Source organism: Niabella sp. ZPM-14 (assembly GCF_055693045.2).
In genome coordinates this window covers 2,859,610-2,875,068 of record NZ_CM181148.1, presented here as the reverse complement: position 1 = coordinate 2,875,068, position 15,459 = coordinate 2,859,610, and the positions used below count along the sequence as shown (strand labels likewise).

At 47.1% G+C, this 15,459-nt stretch carries 17 protein-coding genes; 11 read left to right on the top strand and 6 right to left on the bottom strand.

Going from position 1 to position 15,459, the window contains the following annotated elements; genetic code table 11:
- Positions 1-43: 43 nt before the first annotated feature.
- Positions 44-574, bottom strand: coding sequence for a hypothetical protein (locus tag ACU37H_RS12140; protein ID WP_472704084.1), 531 nt, complete (start codon positions 572-574; stop codon positions 44-46).
- A gap of 165 nt (positions 575-739) precedes the next feature.
- On the opposite strand from ACU37H_RS12140, the gene ACU37H_RS12135 reads away from it, so the two are divergent.
- From ACU37H_RS12135 to darH, 5 genes are all read left to right on the top strand, one after another.
- Positions 740-1,228 (top strand): hypothetical protein, encoded by a 489-nt coding sequence (locus tag ACU37H_RS12135; RefSeq protein WP_472704085.1) that lies wholly within the window; start codon positions 740-742, stop codon positions 1,226-1,228.
- 158 nt (positions 1,229-1,386) lie between these two features.
- Complete coding sequence (locus ACU37H_RS12130) at positions 1,387-2,304, top strand: hypothetical protein (RefSeq protein ID WP_472704087.1); 918 nt, start codon at positions 1,387-1,389, stop codon at positions 2,302-2,304.
- Positions 2,305-2,459: 155 nt separating this feature from the next.
- Positions 2,460-3,608, top strand: a complete 1,149-nt coding sequence (gene darB, locus ACU37H_RS12125; RefSeq protein WP_472704089.1) for a dialkylresorcinol biosynthesis protein DarB — start codon at positions 2,460-2,462, stop codon at positions 3,606-3,608.
- A 357-nt stretch (positions 3,609-3,965) separates the two neighbouring features.
- Positions 3,966-4,361 carry a flexirubin biosynthesis protein DarG gene (DarG, locus tag ACU37H_RS12120; RefSeq protein ID WP_472704091.1) on the top strand — a complete coding sequence of 132 codons (396 nt, stop codon included), beginning with the start codon at positions 3,966-3,968 and terminating at the stop codon, positions 4,359-4,361.
- Positions 4,362-4,424: 63 nt separating this feature from the next.
- Positions 4,425-5,471 carry a BtrH-related acyltransferase DarH gene (gene darH, locus ACU37H_RS12115; RefSeq protein WP_472704093.1) on the top strand — a complete coding sequence of 349 codons (1,047 nt, stop codon included), beginning with the start codon at positions 4,425-4,427 and terminating at the stop codon, positions 5,469-5,471.
- 83 nt (positions 5,472-5,554) lie between these two features.
- On the opposite strand, the gene ACU37H_RS12110 is transcribed toward darH, so the two are convergent.
- Entirely contained in the window at positions 5,555-7,003 is a 1,449-nt protein-coding gene (locus ACU37H_RS12110; RefSeq protein WP_472704094.1) for a TPM domain-containing protein, read from the bottom strand.
- 110 nt (positions 7,004-7,113) lie between these two features.
- On the opposite strand from ACU37H_RS12110, the gene ACU37H_RS12105 reads away from it, so the two are divergent.
- The 4 genes from ACU37H_RS12105 to ACU37H_RS12090 all read left to right on the top strand — a co-directional run bounded on the left by ACU37H_RS12105 (position 7,114) and on the right by ACU37H_RS12090 (position 9,799).
- Positions 7,114-7,530: an SPFH domain-containing protein gene (locus ACU37H_RS12105; protein WP_472704096.1), complete on the top strand. Its 417-nt coding sequence runs from the start codon at positions 7,114-7,116 to the stop codon at positions 7,528-7,530.
- 118 nt (positions 7,531-7,648) lie between these two features.
- Complete coding sequence (locus ACU37H_RS12100) at positions 7,649-8,713, top strand: DUF2891 domain-containing protein (protein ID WP_472704098.1); 1,065 nt, start codon at positions 7,649-7,651, stop codon at positions 8,711-8,713.
- A gap of 27 nt (positions 8,714-8,740) precedes the next feature.
- Positions 8,741-9,478, top strand: a complete 738-nt coding sequence (locus tag ACU37H_RS12095) for an ABC transporter ATP-binding protein (RefSeq protein ID WP_472704100.1) — start codon at positions 8,741-8,743, stop codon at positions 9,476-9,478.
- A 93-nt stretch (positions 9,479-9,571) separates the two neighbouring features.
- Complete coding sequence (locus tag ACU37H_RS12090) at positions 9,572-9,799, top strand: YtxH domain-containing protein (protein ID WP_472704102.1); 228 nt, start codon at positions 9,572-9,574, stop codon at positions 9,797-9,799.
- A gap of 62 nt (positions 9,800-9,861) precedes the next feature.
- Here ACU37H_RS12090 and dprA read toward each other — a convergent pair whose 3' ends face one another.
- The 3 genes from dprA to ACU37H_RS12075 all read right to left on the bottom strand — a co-directional run bounded on the left by dprA (position 9,862) and on the right by ACU37H_RS12075 (position 12,868).
- A complete protein-coding gene (dprA, locus tag ACU37H_RS12085) occupies positions 9,862-10,959 on the bottom strand; it encodes a DNA-processing protein DprA (protein WP_472704104.1) in 1,098 nt (365 codons plus the stop codon).
- A gap of 90 nt (positions 10,960-11,049) precedes the next feature.
- Entirely contained in the window at positions 11,050-11,952 is a 903-nt protein-coding gene (locus tag ACU37H_RS12080; protein WP_472704106.1) for a phosphatidate cytidylyltransferase, read from the bottom strand.
- Positions 11,942-12,868, bottom strand: coding sequence for a CPBP family glutamic-type intramembrane protease (locus tag ACU37H_RS12075; RefSeq protein ID WP_472704108.1), 927 nt, complete (start codon positions 12,866-12,868; stop codon positions 11,942-11,944). The genes ACU37H_RS12080 and ACU37H_RS12075 overlap by 11 nt, the downstream gene beginning before the upstream one ends.
- Positions 12,869-13,036: 168 nt before the next feature.
- On the opposite strand from ACU37H_RS12075, the gene dusB reads away from it, so the two are divergent.
- Together dusB and ACU37H_RS12065 are read left to right on the top strand one after the other, a co-directional pair.
- The gene (gene dusB, locus ACU37H_RS12070; RefSeq protein WP_472704110.1) at positions 13,037-14,116 is read left to right on the top strand and encodes a tRNA dihydrouridine synthase DusB; all 1,080 of its coding nucleotides are present in this window, start codon (positions 13,037-13,039) and stop codon (positions 14,114-14,116) included.
- 99 nt (positions 14,117-14,215) lie between these two features.
- Positions 14,216-14,506 carry a DUF433 domain-containing protein gene (locus ACU37H_RS12065; RefSeq protein WP_472704112.1) on the top strand — a complete coding sequence of 97 codons (291 nt, stop codon included), beginning with the start codon at positions 14,216-14,218 and terminating at the stop codon, positions 14,504-14,506.
- 9 nt (positions 14,507-14,515) lie between these two features.
- On the opposite strand, the gene ACU37H_RS12060 is transcribed toward ACU37H_RS12065, so the two are convergent.
- Positions 14,516-15,244, bottom strand: a complete 729-nt coding sequence (locus tag ACU37H_RS12060) for an acyl-CoA desaturase (RefSeq protein WP_472704114.1) — start codon at positions 15,242-15,244, stop codon at positions 14,516-14,518.
- Positions 15,245-15,459: the final 215 nt, after the last annotated feature.

Below are 15,459 nucleotides of genomic sequence, written 5' to 3'. Positions count from 1 at the left end.
TCAGCATTCTAATTGAGAGGATGCCGGAGATTTTAACCCATCGTTAGAAGGTATACCGCGCGGAAAGGCCCAGCGTACCGATCTGCAGCGGAAGAAATTCCGATGGAGAAATGATATAGATCGACGGACGCCAGTCGAAAGAGAGGTTGACAGGAGCTGCCTTAAACTTGTAGTCGAGACCGGCCGTTCCGAAAATGGCCGTTCCGAAGCCACTGTAAGCCTCATTATCGGAAAAAGTGTTGAACAGGTTAAGCCCCCCTCCTGCAAACCAGCGCAGATGCTGATCAGACTCGGTGTAAATGTCTTCATGGTACTGGTAGGATCCGGAGAGGCTGATCCCGGGGGAATAATCCATCCGCCCGCCTGTCATAGGCACGAACACTTCCTTGCCACCAAAGCCTGCATTGATCTCAATGGCATTATGGTCCGACAAAAACGTTTTGTATGACAGGGCTACCATGTCAAAAGTAAAGTGGGAAGTAACCCTGATACCAATCGCACTTTTATAATCGCTTTGTGCGTTAACGAAAAATTGGCTGCATAGAGAGGCAACGCATAAGATAATTTTTTTCATCTTATAGTAGTTTAGTCTAAACGGCTTCAACGGCAAAAAGTGAAGTTATTTAGAGGATTAGTTAATAAAATGTTAGAGACAAAGATAGTACCATTTATACATTATATTTTTTCACCATACTTTAAACCTGAGAAAAGATTTAGAATGATTAAATTTGCACACCTTATGAAGTGTATGACCATCTTCACAGCATGTATCCTTATGGGTTTGATGCTGATTTGTAGCCCAGCCAGTGCTCAAAAAGCCGCTGGCAAACAGGCGGTTTACGCCGCCATGGCTTCAGGAAGCGTTGCGTCGTGGAACCAGCAACTCGAATTGGTAAAAAATTTCCCCGGCAGCGATAAAAATGCCTACCAGGGAGCTTTGCTGATGCGCAAGTCGGCCACACAAAAGGCGCCTGCGCAAAAATTATCGATGTTTAAGAAAGGCCATGCCCTGCTGGAGAAAGCGATCCATGCCGAGCCTGGAAATATCGAGTACAAATTTTTAAGGCTCATGATACAGGAAAATGCTCCCAAGATCGTGGGATATAATAAAAACCTTTCGGAAGACGCGAGGGTAATAAGATCAGGATATAAATCCCTGGAGGCTGTTGTTCAAAAGGCCGTCCTGGCGTATAGCAAAACATCCAAAGCCCTGGCTGGATTGCAATAAAAACTATTAAACGAAGCATGGTAAATTTTCACGCAGGGGAGGAATAGGCGTCATTTCCTGCCGGAACCAGACACCCGGGCGGGCCTTCCTGAGTGACTCATTCAGGCGGGCATCGGTGATAAAAATTGCAGCAAGGATGCCAATAAAATAATATACGGATGAAAAAGAAAGTATTAGCAGTTTATTTTTCGCAATCCGGCCAGACCAAGGCCATCGTGGATCAGTTCCTGCGCCCGATAGCGGCCGATGGTAACGATGTCGAATACCTGCAAATCCGGCCTGTCCGTGAATTTCCCTTTCCCTGGACGATCCCCGTGTTTTTTGACACGGTGCCCGAATCGGTGGAAGTGATCCCAACGCCTTTGCAGCCCTGGACCACGAATGATGAACGATATGACCTCATCGTGCTGGGCTGGCAGCCCTGGAATTTGTCGCCCAGTATTCCCTTCAACTCGATATTACAGGACGAAAAGTTCAAAGGTATCTTGAAAGGAACCCCGGTCATCACGATCAGTGGCTGCCGGAATATGTGGCTCAATGCCCAGGAAAAAAATAAAAAGCTGTTAGCAGCAGCGGGAGCAGCACTCGTTGGTAACATTGCATTGGTAGACCGCAATCCGAATCATTTGAGCTACTTCACGATCTTTCACTGGCTGGGAACCGGCAGGAAAGACCGCAAGTGGGGCGTGTTTCCTAAACCCGGTGTTTCTGAAAAAGATATCGCCGGCGCTTCTAAATTCGGGTCGACCGTGAGGGACTATCTCAGGACCGGTAACTGGAGCGGCCTCCAGGCCGACCTGGTAAAACAAGGCGCCGCACCTGTAAAATATTCGCTGATGTTCATTGAAAGAAAGGCGGGGAAAATATTTCAGAAGTGGGTAGATATCATCAACAAGTTTCCTGATAAAAGGAAACAGATACTTGTTGCATATAAGTATTATCTTGCTATTGCATTGCTGGTGGCTTCGCCCGCTATACTGGCAGTGGATATGGTGTTGTTCAGGCCTTTTACGCGAAAGAAAATTAACCGGCAAATGCAGTACTACCGGGGCGTCGAGTACCGGGAAAAGATTTAACTGCTATTTTCGTGTTTATTTGATATAAATGATGATATCGACAAGGGTAAAACCGGGACCAAAAGTGGAACCGCTCTTGAATCAGGCAATGAGCGCCTGTAAATTAGAAAGGCCTCGTTTTTAGGCCCGGGTAAAAAATAATGATTTGATAAATTATGTCTCTAAACGAAGTTTATATTAATCGCTCTTCGCATTATTTTCCTAACGATCCGGTTGGTAATGATGAGATGGAAGAGTATTTGGGTTACATTAACGGGAAACCATCGAAATCTCGCAGGATCGTGTTGAGGAACAATGGTATTACGAACCGTTATTATGCCCTGGCGAAAGGTGGGAAAGCGACGCACACCAATGCACAACTGACGGCTGAAGCCATCAGGGAATTGTTTAAAAACGATGCTGAAGGGCTTAAAAATGTGGATGTGCTTTCCTGCGGTACTTCTTCGCCTGATCAGATCATGCCGTCGCATGCGGTAATGGTGCATGGCTGGATACCGGAGCTGGGCAAACTGGAAGTGGTATCACCCAGCGGAGTGTGTTGCGCCGGTATGCATGCTTTAAAGTATGCTTATATGGCGGTTAAGACCGGTGACGCGGACACGGCAGTGGCCGCAGGTTCGGAGCGCTTCTCTGCCTCGCTGGTAGCCAACCAGTTTGAAGATGAGGTACACAAGCTGGAAGCCCTGGAGGAAAACCCTTATATCAGCTTCGATAAGGAATTTTTGCGCTGGATGCTTTCTGATGGTGCATCAGCCTTTTTATTAAGCAATCAGCCGAACCCGGAGGGATTGAGCCTGAAGATAGAGTGGATGGAAGGTGTTTCCTACGCGGATGATATGGAAAGCTGCATGTATTGCGGCGCTGAAAAACAGGAAGACGGCACGCTGAAAAGCTATCTGGAGTTTACGCACGAAGAGCTCAATGAGAAATCCATTATGAGCATCAAGCAGGACGTGAAGTTGCTGAGTCCGAATATCGTGCCTTTGGGCGGGCGCCCCCTTCCTGAGCTTTTTGAAAGAAGAGGATTGAACCCGGATGATATTACCTGGTATTGCCCGCACATGAGCAGTAACTTTTTTAAAGACAAGATATACGAGGAGCACCTAAAGCTGGGTCACCATATTCCTTACGAAAAGTGGTTCGTGAACCTGAGCTATGTGGGCAATGTGGGTGCCGCTTCTGTGTATTTCATGGTAGACGAGCTGCTGAACAGCGGCAAATTGAAAAAAGGCGATAAGATCTTTTTATTGGTACCGGAAAGTTCGCGGTTTAGCTACATGTACGCGCTGCTGACAGCAGTGTAGTAGCTGACTGAAAATGCTGAGCGCTGTAAATATTTGGAAGTGAGAAGTGGAAGCTTTTCACTTTTTTATTACGCACAGCCCGGCAATGCTCGGGGTAAAAAATCGTAAATATCTCTTGTTTATTTTTTATTGTTTTTAGGCCAACAGGGGCTCCCGTTACATTTTTCATCCATCCTTTGTGTAATTTTATGGATAAAAAATTTAATGTACGTTTGATAGAATTTAAACAATGAAACGCCCATGTAAGACTTTTCGCACACGGGGGATGTATAAGGCGTTCCCCGTCCCAACCGGTCGCCGGGGCGGGCATTCGACCAAAAAGAATCGCAGCGAAGCTGCAAAACAAAAAATATACGGATGAAAAAAGACGAGATTCCACAAGACGATGGCGTTCTGGGCCGGATTGCGAAGGAAGTGACCTATGTCGTAGGTGAAGACGGCCAATATGAAACGGCGCAAAGCAGCGGATGGCAGGTGAAAACCGAGGCGCTTGATGTGGCCTGGAGCGAGGTGGAGCGGAAAGTAGCGTCGGCCAAACAAAAAGTATTGAATGGCGAAGCAAGTCCTATTTTGTATTTTATGGAAAAAAGGATTATGGACCTTTCGATCTTATCGGCCTACACCGGCTCCTGGAAGTGGACCATTAAACGACATCTGAAACCTTCGGTTTTTAAACGCCTTTCCGATGAAAAGTTAAAAAAGTATGCCGAACTTTTCGAAGTGAGCATCGAGGAATTAAAAAAGCCGTTTTAACAGGTAGCATCTCTTATTGCCCGTAAAATCATCTATCAGACATCTCAAATCATAAATAATACATTGGACCAGGCAAATCAATCAACAACCGGAAACAGTTTTCACCACCTTCAAGCCGCACATTGCGAAAATGGCGTCACCACTGCCCTGTTAAAGCACTACGGTGTTCATAAACTGACAGAGCCTTTAGCTTTTGGCATTGGTTCGGGGCTGTTCTATATACAGCTGCCTTTTATGAAGGTCAATGGCGGACCGGCCATTTCGTTCCGCACCATGCCGGGTTTGATTTTCAAAAGGACCTGCAAGGCCCTGGACATACCGGTTACCCGCAAAAAATATGGATCGCCACAAAAAGCCATGCAGGAGCTGGACGAGCGCCTGACCGCCGGCAAGCCTACCGCCTGCCAGGTAGGGGTGTTTTACCTGACCTACTTCCCTAAAGAGTATCGTTTTCACTTTAACGCACACAACCTGATCGTGGTAGATAAGCGGGGAGACGATTATACCATCAGTGACCCCATCATGGAAACCCTGGTGACTATGAACAGCTACGAGCTGCAGCGCGTGCGCTTTGCCAAAGGCGCCTTTGCCCCCCGCGGTCAGATGTACTATCCCGGCGATCACCTGACCGAAGCAACGGACGAGCAAATCCGCAGAGGCATCCTCTCAGGAATAAAAAGAAACTGCCGCGATATGCTGATGATCCCCGGCTCCTTTGCCGGTACGAAAGGCATCGCCTATACCGGCCGTCAAATCAAAAAATGGAAGACGAAGCTGGGCGATGAAAAAGCGCGTGGCTACTTGGCCCAACTGGTGCGCATGCAGGAAGAAATAGGAACCGGTGGCGGTGGATTCCGCTTTATTTATGGAGCCTTTTTACAGCAGGCCCATGCTTATTTACCCATCGACGGGTTGCTGGATGTGTCCCGGCAAATAACTGCCGCAGGCGATAAATGGCGCGATGCAGCCATCCAGGCATCAGGTATTTATAAAGGCCGGCTTGGCACCCAGGCAGACTATAACCAGATGGGTGATCAACTGATCGAAATATCAGCATTAGAAAAAAAGGCATTTAAAGATCTGCGCGAAGCGGTGAAACGAACGAAGTAGGAGTCGATCAGATAACGGGGTATGGACACGTGATCAGGCGAAAACGCGGACAATGTTTCCTTTTTCTTCGCCATCGCTGTTACTTACCAGCGGCCGCCCGCGCCGCCTCCGCCACTTCGTCCGCCGCCCCAGCTACCACCACCGGAGGAGCTTCCTGAAGAGCGCCCTGAGCTGCCAGACGAACTGCTCCTCACTTTTTTGGGTAATACCACCGTACCAAAAGATTGTTCATAATCGCAATGATGACAATCCTGCATCTTTTCACCAACGCCGGAAGCGGTATAGGTAGCGGCTTTCACAGTCTTGACATATAATTTATTGAGTGTGTGAAACTGACATTTAGGACAGTCTTCATATTTGCCAAACTTCCGGCCCGGCCATTTCACTAACCGGATGTCCGCGTTGTCAGCATGTTGCCATATTTCATAACCCATCGCATGGAGCTTTTCTTCGGCTTGCTGGCCTTCGTTTAAATAAGCCGATATGCCACGGAGCTGATCCCGGTCGAGCCTTGTCCATTTGCCCGAATCGTCCGGTGGCTGCAGCCTGCGCTTCAACTCATGCTTTCTTTTGAAAAACCCGATCAGCAGCAAAAAGCTTAACGGCGTCATTAGCATGGGAATCGCCATGCGCCGGTGGTATTCAGATAATCGATCGACAATGTTTTTTTCATCTTTATACGACTGGAGAATAGCAGATCTTCCTTGTCCGTATTTAGCAAACAAGAGGATATTCGCCACAAGAGCCACCCACCAGGGAAGTGTTTCCAACGTCAGCACATCGCTGGCTTTCCTACCCAAAAAAGCGACAACGAATACACCGGCAAATCCTATAAAAAATAAACAACCGAACGCCGTAATAAAAGGCGCCGCGGGGTTTTTCTCTTGCAGATTCATCTTCCTGAATACCGCCCCCATCCACAGATACGCGACAATAGTCAACAACAACAATACAGTAGCAGGCGTCAAAGCGTTCTGATGCCGCTCCCAGAAAGAGCGTTGCCGGACCTCTGCCTTTAACTCTTTAACGGCATCAGGATTTTGCAGGATATGGCTGATTGCATTCAGGGCATCGATGGTGCCCCCTCCGTAATCCCCTTCTTTAAATTTGGGCACCAGGTACTTGTCGCCGACTGCCCCAAGCGTCACATCTGGCAAAACGCCCTCCATTCCATAACCGGTGATGAATTGATACTCCCTTCGATTCTTAGCTATAAAAAGAAGCAGCCCGTTGTCGTTTTCGGATTGACCGATGCCCCAGCGATTGAACAGTTGATAGGCAAAGTCAAAATCATCGTCTCCCTCAAAATCATCGAGCGCCACAATGGCTATTTCCGCTGAGCTTTGCTGATAGATGGCAGCACAGATGCGGTTCAGGCTGTCAATAGCTCCACCTAAAATCCCGTCAGGGTCACTTACATAATAGTCCTGCCCCTGGCTTTTGGGATCGGGAACGGTTTCTACCCGAAACTGGCCAAAGCTGGTAAAAATGGTTAATTGAAAAAGAAGGAATAGAAGACTTTGCTTTACCATACAGGAGCGCTGCTTTAGTAGATACGAATGTATTTATTTTAATTTGTACTAACTACAGAGCCATTAAGATCAGGGAGTGTATATTTGTCTTTGCTAAAAAACAGCAAATAATGAACAACAAACTTCCTGCATTAATCATCATCGCAATTATTGTCGTCGCTGCTCTTATCGCTACTTTAATGTTTGGACTGCCAAAGTACAATGTATGGCAGCAAGAAATGGCCGGAAAGGCAGAAATGGCAAAGGCGGAACAAAACCGCCGGATCCTGGTAGAAGAAGCGAAAGCCCGGCTGGAGGCAGAGAAACTTAATGCCCAGGCGGAGATTGAACGCGCAAAAGGGATGTCAGAAGCGATGAAATTAGAGAATGGTACATTGAATGAAACCTACAATCAGTACCTTTTCATACGCACACTGGAAAAGCTGGCGGACCGCGGCAGCCTGCCACAGATCATCTATCTTCCTTCAAAGGGCCTGGTCCCCACGCTGGACGTAGGAAAAGCGCCTATGGCAACTCCCCAGCAATAGTTTCCTGAATAGGAATCAATCGTTCACCCTTCCTATCAGCAAGTAGTTCCTTTACCGGTTTGACTCAACGGTAGCTATAACGTTGATGCACCTTGTAGAAACGTAAATAAATAAACAGATGAAAAAATTATTGTTGCTCCTATGCATTGGCTGCATTCTTAATGGCGCCGCACAAACAACGCTGACCCAAGACGTAGCCCTGAGGTTGAGCCGCATGCCACTGCATTGTATCCCGACCGAATTTCCCAACAAGACCTCGCACCTAAGCGACGGACCTGAAGATGCCAGGCTGTTACCGCATGAGCTGCACCCGGTTTTTTACGGTTGCCTGGACTGGCATAGCAGTGTTCACGGGCATAGGATGCTGATCAGGTTGCTTAAGCAATTTAAAGAGCTGCCAAACAGGGATAGCATCATTGCCGTCCTGGATCAGTCTTTTCAACGTGAAAAAATGGAACAGGAAGCGGCCTATTTTGGGAAGTACACTGCATCTGAAAATTATGAACGCACTTACGGCTGGGCGTGGCTGTTGAAGCTGGATGAGGAATTGCTCACCTGGAACGATCCGCTCGGAAAGAAATGGCATGAAGCGCTGCGGCCGCTGACCAACAAGATAGAAGGGCTTTGGAAAGCATTCCTGCCAAAACAAACCTATCCCAACCGCAGCGGCATACACGGTAACACGGCCTTTGGACTTTGTTTCGCCTTGGATTGGGCCAGGGCCAAAAAAGACACGGCCTTCGAACGCCTGATCATTGATCGGGCTACTGATTTTTATCTTTCGAATAAAGAGATCCCTGCGCACCTGGAACCGGACGGATCTGACTTCTTCTCTCCCAGCCTGATGGCAGCGGACCTGATGCAGCGCATCCTGCCCGGACCCCGATTTGCCAGCTGGCTGAATGATTATTATACGGAAGCGGGCGTCAAACGCATCTGCCAGGCACCTACGGTGAGCGACCGTAACGATTACCAGATCGTACACCTGGACGGGCTCAGCTTCAGCCGCGCCTGGTGCATGTCAGGTATCGCAAGGAAGTTGCCTGCGGGTCACCCTTACAAAGAACTTTTTGCCACTACATCAAAACAGTTTTTAAATGAGTCGCTACCAAAGATTTTCAGCGGTGGCTACGGTGGCGAGCATTGGCTGGCCTCTTTTGCTGTATATGCTTTATCCAGGTAACACCGATTTTTAATACTTTCGCTGTACATGCAGGCAGTCAACGTCACACAACTCTCGTTTCATTATAAGGATCAGGCTTCCCTGATCAGCCAGCTGGACCTTACCATAGAAGCCGGTGAACGCTTCGGTATTTTCGGACCTAATGGCGCAGGGAAGACCACGCTTATGAGCCTGTTGACGGGATTGCTACCTTACAAGAATGGCAGCGTTAAGATCTTCGGTCACGACGTAGGAACGAATAAAGCGGCGGTCAATCCCATCATCGGCCTGGTACCACAGGACTTTTCTTTTTATGAAGACCTGAGCCCAACAGAAAATATGGAATTCTTTGGCGCCTGGTATGGCCTCACAAAAAGAAGGACCGCACAAAGAACGCAGGAGCTGCTTGAAATTATGGGCCTGCAACAAGTAGCAGAAAGACCCGTCAAAACTTTTTCCGGCGGGATGAAACGGCGGGTGAACCTGGCGATCGGCGTCATGCACGAACCGAAGATCCTGTTTCTGGATGAGCCGACCGTGGGCGTAGACGTACAATCAAGAAATGCTATCATTTCTTTTCTGAAAGACATTAACCAAAAAGGGACGACGCTGGTATACACCTCCCATCAGTTGAACGAAGCAGAAGACCTCTGCAACAGCGTAGCCTTGTTTGATCAGGGCACCATCATCGCGCGGGATTCTTTAGCAAATTTACTGGCTGAACATCAGCAGGATGGTCTTGAAGGCTTGTTTCTCGAGCTTACCGGCCGGGCCTACAGGGATTAACCTTTTATTTTAAATAAACTTTAGTAATTGGTCTTTTTGGCAGCAAATTTGTGTCTTTATATTTGATCTTTAATACTATAAAAAACAAAACATATGAATAAACTACTTACAGGATTTGCATTGGGTTTGATTGTAGGTGTTCTTTACGCTCCGGATAAAGGAACTTATACGCGTAGAAGAATCAGTGATAAAGGCAATGACTTAAAAAACCAATTTGCAGATTTTATTGATAGCGTAGCCGGAAAGTTTGAACATTCAGCAGACGAAATTGAAGACTACGCAAATATGAAAGCGGAAAATATCCGCTCAGAAGCTATTTAGCAAGAACTTAACTATTAAACCTTATATGATTGAAGAGGCTGTTCCCAACGGAGCAGCTTTTTTCATATCAGGCGATACAGCTTCCCCGGTAGTCGTTGCAGGATATGCTGCATTTCAAGATTTAATATCCCTGCCGCAATAGAGCTGCTGCTCAACCCGCTGTACAAGTGGATCTCATCAATGCTAACCTGCCCTTTCTCCTGGATCAGATCAACAATGATCGTCTCTTCCGCGCTTAGGTTTAGAAATAGTTCCCGTGCATTCGTCCTGGGTGCAATCTTTTTGTTTTTCCAGCCCAGCGTCTCCAGCAATTGATTGGCATCTGTCAGCAAGATTGCTTGTTGCTCGCGGATCAGGTCATTACAGCCCCGGCTCTTCTTATCGGTGGTTCTGCCGGGAAAAGCAAATACGTCTTTATTATAACCATTGGCCAGCTCTGCCGTGATCATGCTGCCTCCTTTGATATCCGTCTCAACAACGACTACCGCATCGCTCATGCCCGCCACAACGCGATTGCGACTGGGGAAGTTATGACGTCCGGGATCTGTGTGACTCCCGAACTCCGTCAACAGTCCGCCATTTTCCACCATTTGCCTGGCGATATCAGCGTGACTGGGCGGATATATCTGGTCGAGCCCATGTGCCAGCACACCGACCGTTGGAATATGATGCTTCACGCAGGCCCGGTGCGCAACGGTATCGATCCCATACGCAAGGCCGCTTACGACGAGCACCTCTTCATTGGCCAATTCTGACACCAGCCGCTCGGTGTTGATGCGCCCGTACTCTGTATGCATACGGCTCCCCACCACCGCAACGATCTTTGAGTGATTGAGATCAGCGTTCCCGCGGTAGTAAAGCAGGATCGGTGCGTCGTAACAATGCAGCAGTCTTTTTGGGTAATCAGCGTCCTTGATGAACAAGGGTTGTATCTTATATCTTTCGATGAAGGCGACTTCCTTTTCAGCAGCAGCAAAATCGGTAAAAGTCCTGATAGACTTAATCCGGATATCGCCCAGGCCGTCAATCGTTTTAAGCAGGCGTTCGGACGCCTTAAATATTTCTTCCGGCTCGAAATGAGTCAGCAAATTACGGGCCTGTACACAGCCGATGCCTGGTATAAGTGTCAGTGCGACCTGGTATAAAAGTTTTGAATCCATAAGCAAGTTAGCAACACTAATTTATAGGATTTCCGGCAGGCGTGAAACTTTGTCCGGGATATAATTTTCCGGTGATGGCTCTGTCAGGATCTACGCCGGGCTAACCAGGCGCAAAACATAAATGAAGATCCAGACCAGCGGGGCTGCGAACAGGATCGAATCAAAACGGTCCAGGAAGCCGCCATGCCCGGGCATGATGCGACCACTGTCCTTTACACCGGCCTGTCGTTTCAGCTTAGATTCAAACAGATCGCCAAACGTACCGCCTATGGCTGTTAAAAAGCTGATCACTACGCCGGGAATGGCCAATCGCCAATCTAATTGTTTGAAGAAAATAAGCGAGAACAGGAGCCAGGTTAGCGCCGCGCTGAACAGAATTCCGCTAACCGTTCCTTCCCATGTTTTTTTAGGGGATATCTTAGTCAATGGGGTTCGCCCATAAATGGATCCGCATAAATAAGCCATGGTGTCGTTGATCCAGATGCTACCGAAAAGAAATAGAACAACATCTTTCCCAGGTATCATGTAAAAGGTGTCGTGCACATGCATGTCATAATTGGGAAAAGAAAGGTTTTCAAGCAAGCCCAGCGGAACGGCTACATATAACAAGCCGCCTAAAAGCCTTAGCAGCAAAGGCTTTGACACGATGCTCATTTTAAAAATGCCCCATACCAATAAAATCAGACCCGCTATCAAAAAAGGAAGACTAAAACTTTTTTGAACGTTATACCCTGATACAGACAGATCGGTATTGGCTAATAATAAAAATAAGTGATAGCCGATCAAGCCGCCGCCCAGCCTGGTGTAAACATGTAATTGGGAGGAGCTGATCTTTTCTATCAGCTGACTGTATTCCCACCAGCATCCGAAATAAATAGCAGACAGAAGGAAGAACAAGCTCCATTCGTTATACAAAAGACCAAACATCATCACCGCCACAAATATCAAAGCGGTAAAAGCCCTTGTCCAGAAAGTTGACCAGTTAAACGCCATCAGGTTCGATTAAAGACATACGACTATTCCGGCGATATTGCACAAACAGAAATATAATAATAGGTATGGCGATAAAACCCAGGTAGCTGCCTTCTTTATCGCTTAGCACTTCCTGCATGGATTTGCCGTCGGCCTTTGCCACATACATTACGATCACGGCTGTAGCATTGTTGATAAAGTGTGCTAGTATGCTCAGCCACAGTCTGCCGGAATAGTGATACAGCAGCCCCAGAACGATGCCTAAAGCCAGTCTTGATAAAAAGCCATACACGGAAAAGTGAACTGCACTGAAGATCAGGCTCACAACGATCACGCTTAGCCACATTTTTCCTGTAGCCCTCGAAAGATAATTCTGAAGCCCGCCGCGAAAGAATGTCTCTTCGCAAACCGCAGGCACGACAGCGAGTATAAAAATAGAGATCAGCAGTTCCGGTATCGAGTCCAGGTTAATAAGCCCTGCTGCTGCATCCGCGTAAGTATTTTCCAACCGGTCAAATTTAATGCGCCAGTCTACCGGGAAAGGAAGCTTGTAAGTGAAATAGCCAAGCGAGCCGCTCAAAGCCAGTCCTGCCGCGATAATAAATACGGTTAATAATAATTGCTTACCCGGTATAGTTCCCTTAAAGCCAGTTAATTGGAGCGGGTCTCGGCTAAGCCGCGAAGCAACAAATAGGGTGGGAAGCAGAAAACCGAACACCGTGGTAGTCGTCTGCAGGACCTGCATACCTCTCAAAAATTGAGGGTCGCCCAACAATTCCTGCGAATGCTCCACTACAAACATCACATCTGCTCCGCTCATAGCCGCAACGATGGGCAGGCCTATCAATCCCCCTAAAATGTTCCCTGCTACGCTGAAAGCCACCAACATAAAAAAACCAGCTAAGTACGAAACGCCCTTCTCGCTTACCCTTGTCATAATTTATTTTAAAATAAGTTGTGTATTTTTGCAGGCTCAAAAATAAGATTAAATGTTTTCTTGCTTTTGATTTATTAATTAATAGAGTCGGCTTCAACAGGGCAAATCATCCGAATTGCAGCCGGTCTGCCTGATGGCGGATCACCTCTTTATCCTCGTTCCGATTATATGGCATCAGCAATTACCACAGACAGGGTCATCATTCCTTCTCCTTCAGGAAGCTCAAAAGATATATCGCTGCCCGCATTTCCTTTGCTTCTCGCCCCGATGGAAGACGTAAGCGATCCACCGTTTCGCGCGGTGTGCAAAGACAACGGCGCAGATCTGATGTACACGGAGTTTATCAGCAGCGAAGGATTGATCCGCGATGCGATCAAGAGCCGGCGCAAGCTGGATATCTTCGATTACGAACGCCCTGTTGGTATACAAATCTTCGGCGGCGATGAAGAAAGTCTATCCCTGGCCGCAAAGATCGTTGACGTGACACAACCGGATCTGCTGGACATCAACTTTGGATGCCCTGTAAAAAAAGTAGCCCTGAAGGGCGCCGGTGCCGGGGTATTGAAAGATGTGGATCTGATGGTGCGGTTGACCGAAGCCGTAGTCAAAAGCACTTCGCTGCCCGTTACAGTAAAGACCCGCCTGGGTTGGGATGACAGCATGCTCAACATTGAAGAAGTGGCCGAAAGGCTGCAGGATGTGGGGATCAAAGCGCTGGCCATTCATGGCCGCACGCGTTGCCAGATGTACAAGGGCGAAGCCGACTGGACGCTCATCGGGAAAGTTAAAAACAACCCACGAATGAAAATCCCGATTTTCGGCAATGGAGATATCGACAGCCCGCAAAAGGCCGTGGAATATAAAAATCGATACGGCGTGGATGGTGTGATGATCGGTCGCGCAGCGATCGGTTATCCCTGGATCTTCAGAGAGATCAAGCACTTTGTACAGACCGGCGAATTGATGGCGCCTCCTACCGTTGAAGAGCGGGTGGGTGTGGTGCGCAAACACCTGCGGAAGAGCCTGGAATGGAAGGGTCCGATCGTGGGCATCAATGAAATGCGCCGCCATTATGCCAATTACCTGAAGGGTCTTCCCAACATTAAAGAGTATCGCAGCAAGCTGGTCGTTTTGAATAATCCGGACGAAATAGAGTCGATATTAGACGAGATCATCGTTCGCTACTCCGGCTATGAAATTGAAGCAACCCCTATTGAGCTAATCAATTATCATGAGAAGTGTGGGTAGGTAATTTCAACAGTTCTTTATTTTTAAGGAAACGTTGCACCTTCATAATGCTATGCACTCCATTGAGATTTAATTCCGTAAATTTGAGTAGCTATTAATATGAGTATATCATCTCATATTGAAATCAATCCACGTATAATGATGGGGAAACCCGTTGTCAGAGGAACGCGCATAACTGTAGAGCTAATCTTGGAGAAGTTGTCTAACGGTGAAAGTTTTGATGACATCATACAATCCCACCCTCAGGTTACTAAGGAAGACATTCAAGCTGCGTTGGCGCTTGCGGCATCCAGTTTAAAGGCTGACAGTATTTATCCGAACGAGCTGTATTTCCCCTTCACTGTTGTATATAAAGATTTCATCAAAATACGGCACAGCCCATCCTACTGAAATCAACTCCTACTGCCTTCTCAGGCGAATTACCCGTAATTTATGCAGCACGATAATTACCGGATAGGTAGGATCAAACTCAAACCATTTTTTGGCAAAATTGACGCTGTTCGGGCTTTTGTGGTGATTATTCTGCATCAACTCACCCATCAGCAAGAAATCGAGCGGAAGTGAATTTTTGCTATGATCGTGGTTATCATAATTTGAATAGCCATACTTATGCCCGCACCAGTTCACGATCGCACCGTGTACAGGTCCCATAAAAAAATGAATGGGTAATAACAGGTACATCCACCAATGCGTAGCAAAAGCGATATAAAATAACAGGTAGCCGATTCCAAACAAAATGCGGATACTCCACATGTTGCTGATCCTGTCCATTAACGGCCATTCGGGATATTTACCCTGGAATGCTTTTTCCGGCTCTACCTTGTACTTGGCATAATTCAGGTAAATATCTTTCGTACGCATGGTCATTTGCCAAACGTCTTTGAAAAAGTGAGGTGAATGCGGATCCTTTTCCGTGTCGCTGTAAGCATGGTGCATCCGGTGCATAATCGCGTAAGCTCTTGGATTTAAGAAGGAAGAACCCTGAACCAGAATGGTAAAGCCATAAAAGAACCGCTCCCAAAACGGACTCATGCTAAACATTTTATGAGAAGCATACCGGTGCAAAAAGAATGTCTGACAAAAAAGGGAGAGGAACCAATGCGCTAAAAAGAAAATTAAAATTGCCATCAAAAATATTTAAACCGCCAGTATATATACGTTGATTTTTACCGTCGGTTTCAAGGGCTGGATTAAAAAGCCTGCTATTGTCAAACCTGTCATCGGATGTAAAGAAAAACGAACGCCCTACTTAAGCAAATAAAAAAAATATTTAACCATATATGCCGATGCTATGACCACACCAGTTATATGAAGGGTCGAAAATACAAACATTCTAAGCGATA